General features: G+C 50.2%; 10 protein-coding genes. 4 read left to right on the top strand and 6 right to left on the bottom strand.

Annotated elements, in window-relative coordinates:
• Window positions 1-82: 82 nt before the first annotated feature.
• From QWF21_RS03580 to mpl, 4 genes are read right to left on the bottom strand one after another with little or no spacing between them, the layout of a single operon-like run.
• Window positions 83-871, bottom strand: a complete 789-nt coding sequence (locus tag QWF21_RS03580; RefSeq protein ID WP_330086667.1) for an ABC transporter permease — start codon at window positions 869-871, stop codon at window positions 83-85.
• Window positions 868-1,797 (bottom strand): ABC transporter ATP-binding protein, encoded by a 930-nt coding sequence (locus QWF21_RS03575; protein WP_330086666.1) that lies wholly within the window; start codon window positions 1,795-1,797, stop codon window positions 868-870. The genes QWF21_RS03580 and QWF21_RS03575 overlap by 4 nt, the downstream gene beginning before the upstream one ends.
• Complete coding sequence (locus QWF21_RS03570) at window positions 1,794-2,423, bottom strand: flavin prenyltransferase UbiX (protein ID WP_330086665.1); 630 nt, start codon at window positions 2,421-2,423, stop codon at window positions 1,794-1,796. Before QWF21_RS03570 ends, QWF21_RS03575 begins: the two co-directional genes overlap by 4 nt.
• Window positions 2,413-3,810 (bottom strand): UDP-N-acetylmuramate:L-alanyl-gamma-D-glutamyl-meso-diaminopimelate ligase, encoded by a 1,398-nt coding sequence (gene mpl / locus QWF21_RS03565; RefSeq protein ID WP_330086664.1) that lies wholly within the window; start codon window positions 3,808-3,810, stop codon window positions 2,413-2,415. Before mpl ends, QWF21_RS03570 begins: the two co-directional genes overlap by 11 nt.
• A gap of 143 nt (window positions 3,811-3,953) precedes the next feature.
• Between mpl and QWF21_RS03560 the strand changes: the two genes are divergently transcribed.
• The 3 genes from QWF21_RS03560 (at window position 3,954) to QWF21_RS03550 (ending at window position 7,323) form a co-directional block, all read left to right on the top strand.
• The gene (locus QWF21_RS03560) at window positions 3,954-4,940 is read left to right on the top strand and encodes a class 1 fructose-bisphosphatase (protein WP_330086663.1); all 987 of its coding nucleotides are present in this window, start codon (window positions 3,954-3,956) and stop codon (window positions 4,938-4,940) included.
• A 63-nt stretch (window positions 4,941-5,003) separates the two neighbouring features.
• On the top strand, window positions 5,004-5,534 hold the full coding sequence (gene ppa, locus QWF21_RS03555) for an inorganic diphosphatase (protein WP_330086662.1): 531 nt from the start codon (window positions 5,004-5,006) through the stop codon (window positions 5,532-5,534).
• 169 nt (window positions 5,535-5,703) lie between these two features.
• Window positions 5,704-7,323, top strand: a complete 1,620-nt coding sequence (locus QWF21_RS03550) for a methyl-accepting chemotaxis protein (protein WP_330086661.1) — start codon at window positions 5,704-5,706, stop codon at window positions 7,321-7,323.
• Between the two features lie 58 nt (window positions 7,324-7,381).
• Here QWF21_RS03550 and QWF21_RS03545 read toward each other — a convergent pair whose 3' ends face one another.
• Window positions 7,382-9,604, bottom strand: a complete 2,223-nt coding sequence (locus QWF21_RS03545; protein WP_330086660.1) for a bifunctional diguanylate cyclase/phosphodiesterase — start codon at window positions 9,602-9,604, stop codon at window positions 7,382-7,384.
• 385 nt (window positions 9,605-9,989) lie between these two features.
• On the opposite strand from QWF21_RS03545, the gene QWF21_RS03540 reads away from it, so the two are divergent.
• The gene (locus QWF21_RS03540; protein WP_330086659.1) at window positions 9,990-10,793 is read left to right on the top strand and encodes a TIGR03899 family protein; all 804 of its coding nucleotides are present in this window, start codon (window positions 9,990-9,992) and stop codon (window positions 10,791-10,793) included.
• On the opposite strand, the gene QWF21_RS03535 is transcribed toward QWF21_RS03540, so the two are convergent.
• A complete protein-coding gene (locus QWF21_RS03535) occupies window positions 10,756-12,846 on the bottom strand; it encodes a response regulator (protein ID WP_330086658.1) in 2,091 nt (696 codons plus the stop codon). The two genes, QWF21_RS03540 and QWF21_RS03535, sit on opposite strands and share 38 nt — an antisense overlap.
• Window positions 12,847-12,852 lie beyond the last annotated feature (6 nt).

Here is a 12,852-nt window from a genome sequence, read left to right as displayed (position 1 = left end):
GCATGCCATGCGAAAAGTCTGCAAAAAACTGCAAAGCCCGGCTGGCAAGGTTGTCATATAGCCAGCCTCCGTCGCATCAACACTAACTACGTAAACCAATGCCTTTGTTGATTAAGTACATCGCATAACTAAACAGTAGCACAATCAACAGCAACAGCAGGCCAAAGGCCAGCCACAAACTGATATCACTGATGCCTAAAAAACCAAAGCGAAAGGCGTTAACCATATAGACCACTGGATTGAGCGCCGCCACCTGCTGCCAGAAACCAGGCAGCAATTGCAACGAATAAAAGACTCCGCCCAGATACGTCAGTGGCGTCAGCACAAAGGTTGGGATAATGCTGATATCATCAAAGGTCTTGGCATAGACCGCATTGATCAGGCCCCCCAGGGCAAACACCATCGAAGTCAGCAGCACTGTCAGCACAATGATACCAATGTTGTGCAACTGCACAGGGACAAAGAGCAAAGACACCAGGGTGACAATCAGGCCTACCAGAATACCGCGCGCCATGCCACCACCGACATAGCCCAGCACAATGATGTAATTGGGCACCGGTGCAACCAGCAGTTCTTCGACATTACGCTGAAACTTGGCACTGAAAAACGAGGACGCGACGTTGGCGTAAGAGCTGGTGATCACCGACATCATAATCAGGCCAGGGACAATAAACTCCATGTAGCTGAAGCCGCCCATCTCGCCGATGCGTGAGCCAATCAGGCTGCCAAAAATGACAAAATACAGCGTCATGGTAATGGCTGGTGGTACCAGGGTTTGCACCCAAATCCGAAGAAAACGGTTGGTTTCTTTATTTAAAATACTTTTCAGTGCTACCAGGTAGTTGGCTTTGGAAAAGGTCTGCTGACTCATGCGCTTTGCTCTCCCCGCCCTTGCTCGACCAATGTCACAAACAGCTCCTCCAGCCGGTTGGCTTTGTTACGCATCGACAGTACCTTGACCTGTTGCTCGGTTAAGCGACTAAAGATATCGTTTAATCCGGCTGATTTTTCCACATCCACTTCCAGGCTGTGATCATCCAGCAGCCGGTAATGAAAACCATCCAGCTTCAATTCAGCCGGGTTGGTGTCGACATCCAGCACAAAGGTTTCCTGGCTTAGCTTGCTGAGCAAGGCTTTGATGCCGGTGTTTTCAATGATCTGGCCCTGATCGATGATGGCGATGTTACGGCACAGCATCTCGGCCTCTTCCAGATAATGAGTGGTCAGAATAATGGTGACGCCCTGCTGGTTGATGCGACGCAAAAACTCCCACATCGAGCGGCGCAGCTCAATATCTACCCCGGCGGTCGGTTCATCCAGGATCAACAGTTTGGGCTCGTGCATCAAAGCGCGGGCAATCATCAGCCGGCGCTTCATGCCACCGGATAGCTCCCGTGCCCGGCTGTTGCGCTTGTCCCAAAGCCCTAACTGACTCAGGTATTTTTCGGCGCGAACTAAGGCCAACTTTTTTGGCACCCCATAGTAACCAGCCTGATTCACCACAATTTGCAGCACGGTTTCAAACTGGTTGAAGTTAAACTCCTGCGGCACCAAGCCCAGCTGGCTTTTCGCCAGCTCTAACTGCTGGTCGATATTGTGGCCAAATACCTCGACAGTGCCACCGCTCTTATTTACCAGCGAACTGATCACGCCAATGGTGGTACTTTTACCGGCGCCATTGGGGCCAAGTAACGCAAAGAAATCCCCCTGCTTTACTTCCAGGTCAATGCCTTTGAGCGCCTCTACCTTGTTTTTGTAGGTCTTGCTTAGTTGCTTAATATTCAGTGCCAGTGTCAATGCGCTTCTCCCTGATAGCCCCAACGGGCCAACAGTTGTTGTTCCAGCCCCAGATGGTCCAGCATTCTGGCCACCATAAAGTCCACCAGATCGTCAATCGAGCTTGGGTTGTGATAAAAGCCGGGTGCGGCAGGCATAATGGTTACGCCGAGCCGGGCCAGCTTAAGCATATGCTCCAGATGAATGGCATTGAGCGGGCTTTCCCGTGGTACCAGAATCAGCTGACCACGTTCTTTTAGCACCACATCGGCGGCACGCTCAATCAGATTCTCACTGGCACCGTTGGCGATCGCTGCCAGGGTGCCGGTTGAGCAGGGACAGACCACCATCTGCTTAGGCGCCGCCGACCCCGAGGCTACCGGTGAAAACCAGTCGTCTTTGCCATAGACCTTGAGTAAATGGGGTGAGCACTTCAGCAATTCAACCAATTGCGCCTGGCATTTTTCCGGTGCTGCCGATAGCTTAGTGCCATGCTCGGTGGCAAAAACGACCCGGGCTGCGCTGGAAATCAGCAAATGGACCTGCACCTGCTGTTGCAGCAAACACTGCAACAAGCGCCAGCCATAAGGTGCCCCGCTGGCACCGGTAAAGGCCAGAGTAATTTGCTGTATGGGTTTATCCGACATGCTCTGCTTCCCTTAATTCGATGGCCTTACGCAGCCGCTGATGCAAACCGCCAAAGCCGCCATTGCTCATGATCAGCAGCTGATCGCCACTGCTAAGCTCCGCCAGTACCGCCTGCTCTAACAAACCTAGCTCATCAAACAGCCGGGCTTTTTCGCCCAAAACTGCCGCCACTTGCTGCATGCCATCGGCGGCGCCTTTGGCCTGAAAAATAAACACCTGATCGGCAGCAGCCAACGCGGTTGGCAACGCCTGTTGATGCACCCCACGTTTCATGGTGTTGGAGCGCGCTTCCAGTACGGCCAGAATACGGTTTTGGCCCACTTTAGCACGCAGTGCCTGCAAGGTCGTTTGAATGGCTGTGGGGTGATGGGCAAAATCATCGTACAAGCGCACCCCACCCGCCTCGGTAAGCAGCTCCAGCCGTCGTTTCGGTGCCTGAAAAATGCACAGTGCCTCGATAGCAACGCTGACCGGCACTCCAACATGGCGGGCAGCTGCAATGGCCATCATGGCGTTATCGACATTGTGCTGGCCCAGTAAGTCCCAGTGCACTTCACCTTGCAACTCACCTTGCAGCCACACCGAAAAAGCCGAACCATCAGCTTTCAGTAACCGGCTTTGCCACTGTGCTTCGGTCGCTGAACCTGCACTGGCCTGAGCCGCATAGCTGTGCCGCTCACTCCAGTAGCCCTCCGCCAGCATCTGTTCGATAGCAGGTTGTTGCGCTGGTGTCAGGATCAAACCACTGGCAGGCACCGTTCGGATCAGATGATGAAACTGGCGCTGAATGGCGGCTAAATCGGGGAAGATATCCGCATGATCGTACTCCAGGTTGTTGATCACCAAAGTACGGGGCCGGTAATGGACAAACTTGGAGCGCTTATCAAAAAATGCCGTGTCGTACTCGTCGGCTTCAATCACAAAAAACGGACTCTGACCAAGCCGGGCCGAGACCTCAAACTGAGGCGGCACTCCGCCAATCAAAAAACCAGGCTTTAAGCTGGCCTGCTCTAAAATCCAGGCCAGCATGCTGCTGCCAGTGGTCTTGCCATGGGTGCCAGCCACAGCCAGCACCCAGCGCTGTTGCAGCACCTGTTCCGATAGCCACTGGGCACCGGAGGTGTAAGGCAATTGCCGATCCAGTACCGCTTCGACACAAGGGTTGCCGCGGGACAAGGCATTGCCAATAATCACCAGGTCAGGGGCAGGGTCGAGCTGAGCCGGTTCAAACCCACTGGTCAGTGTTATGTCAAGTGCTTCCAACTGAGTGCTCATCGGTGGATACACATTGCTATCAGAGCCCGTCACCCGGTGACCTAAGGCTTTGGCCAGGGCCGCGATGCCGCCCATAAAAGTGCCACAAATTCCCAGAATGTGAATATGCATGCTATCAACTCATAATGCAGGTGACGCCCATTGTAACAAAACTGCGGCTGGCTGCGATTGAAACTGCAATTTTGGCAAAAATTCTTTAAACTAGCGGGTAAAAATACCAGTACCTCACCTACACAGTAAAAAAAGGAATTCCCATGCGCCGTATCTCTCCGGTCCTGCAGCAAGATGGTGTCGATAGCGACCTGATTTCCCTGATAAAAACCATTCTGGCGGCCTGCCGCGAAATATCCTTTCGGGTCAGTCAGGGCGAATTGGCCGGGGTGCTTGGCTCCACCTTGTCGGAAAACGTGCAGGGTGAAACACAGAAAAAGCTGGATGTGATTGCCAATGAATTGCTGAAAGAAGTGATTCTGGAAACCGGCGTGGTCAAAGCCATCAGCTCGGAAGAAGAAGACGATATTGTCGCCGGCAACCCCAGGGGCCGCTACCTGGTGACCTTTGATCCGCTGGATGGCTCCTCCAATACCGATATCAACAGCCTGATTGGCACTATTTTCTCCATTTTACCGGCACCAGTCGATAAAGAAGCCGACGATGCCAGCATGTTCCTGCAACCAGGAACCGCTCAGGTCGCTGCCGGTTATGTGCTCTATGGCCCTTCTACCATGCTGGCACTGACCACCGGCAAGGGCACCCGCATGTATACGCTGGATAAAACCTACGGCGGCTTTTTGCTGACAGAAGATAAGGTCACCCTGCCGAAATACACCTCGGAGTTTGCCATCAATATGTCGAACCAGCGTTTTTGGCAGGCACCGATGCAAGGCTACATTCAGGATTTGCTGCTGGGCAAAGAAGGTCCGCGTGGCAAGAATTACAACATGCGCTGGATTGCTGCCATGGTGGGTGATGTGCATCGCATTTTGTGCCGCGGCGGCATTTTTGCCTACCCGGCCGACAACAAGGATGCCAACAAGCCGTATAAATTACGACTGATGTACGAAGCCAACCCGATGAGCCTGCTGATTGAACAAGCCGGCGGCCTTAGCATCACTGGCACCGAACGTATTCTGGAAATTCAGCCGGACGACATCCACCAGCGGGTGGCAGTCATTTTAGGCTCGCGCCATGAGGTGGAGACCTGTTTGGCCTACCATCAAAAGGCACTTTCGACCAATTGAGGATAGCCATTTCGATGGCTGTCGCTATAATAGCCGACATTTCATTCACTATAGGATAGCACCATGAGCTTAAGCGATGTAGCAGCAGGTAAGAACCTGCCAGATGAAATCAATGTCATCATTGAAATTCCGGCCAATGCCGACCCGATCAAGTACGAAGTAGATAAAGATACCGGTACTGTCTGGGTAGACCGTTTTATGGCAACGCCTATGTTTTATCCGTGCAACTACGGCTTTGTCAATCAGACTCTGTCGCTGGATGGTGACCCGGTCGATGTGCTGGTACCCACCCCATATCCACTGGTACCAGGTGCTGTGATCAAATGCCGCCCGGTTGGCGTGCTGAATATGTCGGATGAGTCTGGTGAAGATGCCAAAGTCATTGCAGTCCCGGTGAGTAAGCTGACCAAGCTGTACGACCATATCCAGGACATCAACGATGTGCCGGAGCTGCTGAAGCAGCAAATTCAACACTTCTTTGAGCGCTACAAAGAGCTGGAGCCGGGTAAGTGGGTCAAAGTGACTGGCTGGGCCGATGCGGCCGCTGCCAAAGCTGAGATCCTCACTTCTTTTGAGCGTGCGAATAAAGCATAAGCCTTTCCCTGGCAGAGAGTCACTGCGACCTCTGCCAATCACCTGCCAATCTGCTACGACAAACTTTTATTCATTTTTTCCGGCTTTCATGCCACGTAACGCATCTTTCTGACTATACTGATAAAAGCACAAAAACAGCCCACCCGAAGTCTGAAGAGGCGAATACTCTATGGAATTTTTGAAACAGCTCTCAATCGCCAAGAAAATCTACTTAATACCGCTGATCGGTACCATCAGTTTCTTAATTTATCTGGCACTGGCTACCAACACCGCTCAAAATAACGCCCGCACTCTTGAAAACACCCGTGATGTACAATTCCCGGTGTTGCAGGCAGCAGAAAACAGCCTGGTGTTGCTGGAGCGGATCAGTGAGTCACTGGCCAGCGCCGTCACCACAGGGGATGAAGACTCATTGCTAGTGGCCCAGCAATTTTCCGGGCAATTAACGCAAAGCTTGCAGCGTATTGGCCAACTTGATCAACGCTTTGCTCAGGAGCTTCGTGCCATCAGTCAAAGCTTTGATAGTTACTATCGGGCGGCTTATACCATTTCGGAAGAAATGGTTAACAACACTGCTGACTTCACCACTCTGGCAGAGCGCAGTGAGCGAATGAATGAAAGCTATGAGCAGACGCTGCAATTATTATCCAGTTTTCGCGATGTCAAAGAAGCAGACTTTACTGCTGCCATTGATGCGGCCAGTCAGCAAGCGTCCCGCTTAATCATGGTAGGTATTTTCATGGGCCTTATCACCACTGTGGTCCTATTTGGTACCGCCATTCCTATAGTGTTGGCCATTCGCAATAACCTGAACAGCATCATTGCCTCCCTGCGGGATTTGGCCAAAGAGGATGGTGACCTTACGGTGCGCATTACCATACAAAGCAAGGATGAGCTTGGCGATCTCGGCTACTGGTTTAATACTTTTATGGAAAAACTGCAGGGCATTGTGAAAGATGTCGTCAACACTGCGCTGCCGCTTTCATCACTGGCTAAAGACCTTAATGCACTGACCGACGATACGAATAAAACCATTCAGGTGCAACAACAAGCAGCTAACCAGGCCCGACAAGCTGTCGATCAGATGAACCATAGCGTCATGTCTGGCGCCAGTAGTGCTAATGAAGCCTCGCATGCAGCCAATGACTCCGGCGAAGCCGCTAATCGTGGACAGACAACCGTGACCCAGACAGTAGACAACATAAAGCTGCTTGCTGGTAATGTGCAAGAAGCTTCCACCGTTATTACCCAGCTGGAAAACGATGCCAACAAAGTAGGGGCCGTATTGGATGTTATCAAAGGCATTGCTGAGCAAACCAACTTGCTGGCACTGAATGCGGCCATTGAAGCAGCCAGAGCCGGTGAGCAAGGCAGAGGGTTTGCAGTAGTCGCGGATGAAGTCCGTACGCTGGCATCCCGGACCCAGGCATCTACCGAACAAATTCAAAAGACCATTGAGCAATTGCAAAGTGCAGCACGCTCAGCAGTGCAAAAGATGGATCAAAGCACCAGCCAGGCAGATGAAAGTGTCGCATCAGCCAATCAGGCTGGGGAAGCATTAAGCCTGATAACCCAGAGCATTCATCAGATCCGCTTGATGAATCAACAGATTGCAGATGCAACCAAAGAGCAACAGCAAATGGCAACCACCATTGTGAATCACGTGGATGATATTTATACCCATACCGAGCACAGCGCAGCCAGTACCAACAACATCGCAAAAGCCAGTAGTGAGCTGGCAAGTCTGGCTCAAAGCTTAGAGCAGGTGGCGCGACAGTTCAGGGTATAAGTGAGCGCACAAAAAAGCCGGCAAAGCTCTCTGCTCTGCCGGCTTTTTACTAAGTACCTCATTGCTTTTGTTGTGCAATAAAAGCCTGCAGTTCATCCTTAGCCATTGGCTTAGCATACAAAAAACCCTGCACTTCATCACAGCCCATGGCTAAAATAGCCCGCTCCTGAGCAAGGGTCTCCACACCTTCAGCAATAGTGTGCAAGCCTAAGCGTTTTCCTAAGTTTACGATGGTCTCGGCAATCGCTGCGCCATTGCTTTTTTCAATGTCATTGACAAAAGTCCGGTCAATTTTAATCCGATCCAAGGGGAGTTGCTGTAAGTAACTCAGTGAGGAAAAACCAATACCAAAGTCATCAATTGCTACTTTAATACCAAAACTTTGCAGCTCTTTAAGTGCTGAAATCACGACTTTCGGATCGTCCATGACCACCGACTCAGTAATTTCCAGCTCCAATAACTCAGGCCGGACCTGGAGCTCATTGACACAATGGATCACCGACTCAACAAAGTGCGGACTACGGAATTGTGGCATGGAGACATTAACCGCTATACGCAGCCCTTTGTAGCCCAGCCGCTCTAATTCTTTTAACTGCAGACAAGCCTGCTGCAGCACCCAGGCACCAATTTCAACAATAAGGCCGGAATACTCGGCCAAAGGAATAAACACGGCTGGCGAAACAAAGCCTCCACCTTGTTGTGGCCAACGTAGCAGCGCTTCCATACCAATAACTTTGCGGCTTTTCAGACAAATTTGTGGCTGATACCACAACTGCAAACGATTTTGAGCAAAGTCTTGCCGCAAGGTGCGCAGTAAAGCAAGACGCTCTGCAGTTTCATCCTCCATCTGCTGCTGGTAGAACTCATAATTACGGCTAATGCTTTTCTTCGCCCGATTTAGCGCAATATAGACATGCTTTAAAATCGTTAAGCCTTGCTCACTACTTTCGGTTAAGCGGCAAAAGCCATAGGTTGCATCCACCTGTAAGCTGTGTTCAGAAGCTTGAAACGGCTCCAGAAAGAGTACATCCAGCGCCTCTGGTGTCAGTACTTTCTCCGACCCAATCATGCCAAACACATCGGCGCCAATTCGTCCAATTTGTGCATCGTTGCCAAATTCCTGCACCAACCGCTGTGTAATAGCAATTAATAACTCATTACCAACTTCTTGCCCTAAACCATCATTCACATCGGAAAAATGATTAATATCAATCAGCACTGCCACACTGTCTTTGGCCCCCAACTTACGTGTTTCGGCTAACAGGGCAGTAAATTCGTTTCGGTTTGGGGTTTTAGTCAGGGGATCTATATAGGCGGCATGGCGTAATTGCTGGAATAAGGTGACATTTTCATAGCCAACAGAAATATTGCTCAGAAAAACTTCCATCAGTTGGCGATCAAAGTCTTCAATCGGCCGGTTGGTTTCCAGGTACACCGCCGCACAATGGTGTTCTGCTCCCAGATACAGGGTAGTGTCTTTCTCGGTAAAAATGTTTTTTTTATCCTGCAGACAAGTATTGATTTGCTGAATAATACGCTTGTTGTTTATCCGCTCCAACCGACACTTAATAAAAGGCGCATAGTGCCCTGCGGCGCCCAGTACGTAGATGGTATCAGCATTGCTGCCATCATCTTCAATTTGAGCGCAGAGCACCCCTTCGGCATCTAAGCCAATCAAAGAAGCAATTTGAGTAACCACGCCTTCAGAAAATTCATGCAGTGAATGCTGCTCTAGCAAGTTGGCACCCGCATTAATAATTTTCTGCAGGCCGACACGATTTTGATTGATGGTTCGAATTTGCTGGTACGAACGTAACGAAGCGATAATGGTGGTTACCAACTTACTGCGAGTCAGCTCTGTCTTGGTTTTGTAATCATTGATGTCGTACTCTTTGATCACACTTTCTTCAGGCGCATAACCCGGCTGGCCCGTTCGAAGAATAATACGGGTATCCTCCAGACCAAGCTCGTCCCGAATTTGTTCCACCACTTTTAAGCCGGCATCATCGGTTTCCATCACCACATCCAACAACACCAGGGCAATGTTGTCGTGTCGGCGCAGAAACTCAATGGCTTCTTTCCCTGAGTACGCATGATGAAAGACCAGGCGCTTGCCTTCCAACACCACATCAGACAGTGCTAATTTGGTTACCGTATGGATTTCATCATCGTCATCCACAATAAGGAGATGCCATTCACCCGTTGGATGATCCTGTGCATCTGCTTCCTCGGCATCATCCGCCAGGAACAGAAAATCATCTTGGTTTGCTTCTGATGCCATGCAAAGTCCTTATTTACCACATTCGAGCTGTTATCGAGCACTGATAACCATACCACGTCTTACTAATAATATACTCAGATCCATTAATCGCAATGTCTTACAGCCTGTTTCATTATAAATATCACGGAATTAATGCCGGATCCTCTGCTTAGGGCCTGCAAAGAACACTTTGCATCCCAACCCCTTAAACACTTGCATAATATTGACTCAACTGCGAGTATCAACAGTATGCGAGCTTGCCACAATCTTTAGATAAATGACTAAAGTAACTCCTTCAAAAACAACAAATGAACTGGCTGCGGTACAACCAGCAACTGGTTCATCCAAGCCCAGGCAGGCCACTCAACAAAAAAACCGCCCAGCCAAACGAAAACAACCGTTCTCAATGAAGTACCAGCGCCTTGCGGCTTATGCCGGTGTACAACTGAGCCAGCAAACCGGTATCGATCATTTACCTTTGCAACAACGTCTGCAAAGGCGTCTGCGAATGCAGCAAGAGCGGCAGCAATTAAACCTTGAGCGTATTATCGCATTAAGCGCAGACTATGCACCTGAATACGTTGTAGACAGAGAAGTAGATCCGGATTGGTTTCATCATTACTGTGAGCTGGCGCTCAATATCGCAAATCGTAATATGCAACAGATATGGGCAAAAATTCTGGCATGTGAAATTGCAGAGCCAGGTCAGTTCTCATTGAAAACCCTGTACATGCTAAAACAGATGAGTCACAAAGAAGCCCTGGCTTTGCAGCAAGCAGCAAGCCTGTGCAGCCGAAACAGTGCCGAAGGCTCGGGTCGTATTTATTTCGGTGTTTTCCAGCGCCCTTCCTTGTATCAGCTGTTAACCGGACGGGGTCAGGCTCTGCTTAATCTCAGCCAATTTAAACTCAGCTATCCGGATATTCTTAGCCTGATGGATACGGGGTTATTGCATCATGCCGAGATTGAAAGTGGTGAGCTGGCAAAAGGGGACAGCTTTCAGCTAACAATCCAGCAGCAGCATATGCAATGTGTGGCCCGAAAAAGTGGCTTGGTGCTGCAATATTACAAATTCAGTCCGTTGGGCGACGAGTTACTGCCTCTGCTTAGCCTGCAACCTCAACCCCATTACCTTGATGCCTTGCAGCAACTGTTAAGCCGTTACTTTACCATTACTGAGTGTCCGCTTGGCGCTGACACCAGTTCATAAGCAGAGCTATTTTTTCAGCATCCAGAGGCTTAATCAGTACATCATCCATACCGGCTTGCTTAAATTGCTCAATTTCGTCTGGTAGTGCATGAGCGGTAAAAGCAAGGATAGGGATCTGCTGAAAAGCTGGCAACTGACGTAATTGCCGGGTAACTTCCATGCCGGACATATCTGGCAGCTGAATGTCCATTAGAATCAGCTCAAACTCGCTCTGTTGGCACTGCTGAAGCGCATCCTGGCCATTGATTGCTGCCGACAACTCAATCGAAGTAGAAGCCAGCATCGCTTGAATAAAGGCTTGGTTTGTCGCATTATCGTCCACCACCAAAAGCCGGAACGGGTTTGCCTGGGTTGGCGGCAGGCTTTGGCGGGCACGTAGCAACTCGACAGCACTCACTGGCATGGCCAAAACATAGCCTGGCCGCTTAGCATGCCAGTACGCGAAATGCGAAGCACTACTTAGCCCGATGGTATTGCTTGCCTTTAGCCAGGCAAGCCATTGCTCGGTGTGGGCAGAGTCAGGCTCTGGTAATAGCAGCACCTTAAGGCTATGTGGTTGATTCGTAATATCTTGCCATTCTGACAGATTCTGACAATGCACCAATTGTCGACTCAGGCATTTGAGGCTTTGCAATTGCGGGGTTACTGATGGCACAGGCTCAGACAAGACATAGAGCTTATCTTCACTATTGACTGGGCTGCAAGTATGATAAACGCAAGGTATTGTAAGCTGTATCGAACTGCCCAGTTCATCCAGCGAAGAAACGGTCAACTCTGCCTGCAGCAAGCTACGGGCACGAAGGAATAGCTGGGTATCAGTTAAAAACGCTGCTTGCTCTGCTTGAATGCTACTCTCTAACTGCTGGCAAATTGCTGCAGGTAACGACTCCCCCCGCAACACCAAGCGAAAGTGCAATAAGTTTTCAGTCGGACGCAACTGCCATTGCATACTTAACTGGCTATGCAGCGTATGTTGGCAACATAACCTCACTAAAGCCCGACAGCAGAGTGCAAGCGCTGCTGAAACGCAATCCAGCTCAAACTCAAAAGCAAGCAGGTCTTCTTCCAGCGTTAAGAGCTGTTCAGGACGCACAGAGTCTCGCCAGCCGGGCGCTTGTGCTGCAATCCAGTCTGCCAGCATGATCCGCTGCTTTGTTGCAGTGAGTTCTTCACTACTGACCAGGTCGGCCAGCATCGGACTTTGCCAGGGAGCAGGTGTCAACAGCAACTGACGCAATAACAGCGCATGGTTTTGTTGCAACTGAGTCAGTGTGTTTTTCAGTTGCTGCTGCTGTTGCTCATAGCGCTGAGATTGCTCTGTAAAGCTTAGCTCCAACTCCCTGGCCTGCAGTTGCTGCTCAGACAACAGTGCCAGCTTGTTTTCTTGTGCCAGTTGCTTTTGCTCTATAGAGTCTGTCAGTTGGTACAAGGTTTCCGCAAAAGGCTGCTGCCGGCTTAAAGGCAGCAAAGACTCACCGGCTAACCAACGCATTGCAGCCTGCTCAGTGTCACTCAAGCCTTGCTGCAACTGATGTCGCTGACGGTTGGCATGCAGCCACAACCCCAGCAGCAAACAGGGCAGCCCTAACCAAATCACAAGTTGCCATAGCCACAAAGACCATGGAAATGGTGGACTACCAGCTTCGAGCAGCAAGTATCCCTCGATACGCTGCTCAACACGAATTGGCAGGCTGGATAACACTCGGTCCTGATGCAACCAATGCAGTTGATGCTGCTCTGCAAACCAACTGGCATCAGGCTGTTCTAGCAAAGGATTTAATCCTGTCGAGCTGATCACCGCTTGTTCATTGTCGAACATAGTGATGGACACCACAGGAAAAGATGCCTGGTGTTGAGCGACCGAGTAAAGCATATTAATATCCTGCTCCCCTCCATCCAGCAACAACAGAGTCGTCGCCTTTGCCAGTAGCTGATTCATCCTTTGCAATTGCTGTTGAAAATCCAGACGAACTTGCTGATGTATCTGATAAAAAGATAAAGAGGCGGTAAAGAGCACCACAGACAGCAACCCCATGCCGAGTAATCTATTCATCCAGCC

Origin of the sequence: Alkalimonas mucilaginosa (assembly GCF_036327005.1) — a bacterium.
Lineage (GTDB): Bacteria > Pseudomonadota > Gammaproteobacteria > Enterobacterales > Alteromonadaceae > Alkalimonas > Alkalimonas mucilaginosa.
This window is presented reverse-complemented; position numbering and strand designations above follow the sequence as displayed.

Coding starts and splice junctions, on each gene's coding strand:
- QWF21_RS03570 (WP_330086665.1), bottom strand. CDS start 2,423: ATGTCGGATAAACCCATACAGCAAATTACTCTGGCCTTTACCGGTGCC.
- QWF21_RS03540 (WP_330086659.1), top strand. CDS start 9,990: ATGAAGTACCAGCGCCTTGCGGCTTATGCCGGTGTACAACTGAGCCAG.
- QWF21_RS03550 (WP_330086661.1), top strand. CDS start 5,704: ATGGAATTTTTGAAACAGCTCTCAATCGCCAAGAAAATCTACTTAATA.
- QWF21_RS03560 (WP_330086663.1), top strand. CDS start 3,954: ATGCGCCGTATCTCTCCGGTCCTGCAGCAAGATGGTGTCGATAGCGAC.
- ppa (WP_330086662.1), top strand. CDS start 5,004: ATGAGCTTAAGCGATGTAGCAGCAGGTAAGAACCTGCCAGATGAAATC.
- mpl (WP_330086664.1), bottom strand. CDS start 3,810: ATGCATATTCACATTCTGGGAATTTGTGGCACTTTTATGGGCGGCATC.
- QWF21_RS03580 (WP_330086667.1), bottom strand. CDS start 871: ATGAGTCAGCAGACCTTTTCCAAAGCCAACTACCTGGTAGCACTGAAA.
- QWF21_RS03545 (WP_330086660.1), bottom strand. CDS start 9,604: ATGGCATCAGAAGCAAACCAAGATGATTTTCTGTTCCTGGCGGATGAT.
- QWF21_RS03535 (WP_330086658.1), bottom strand. CDS start 12,846: ATGAATAGATTACTCGGCATGGGGTTGCTGTCTGTGGTGCTCTTTACC.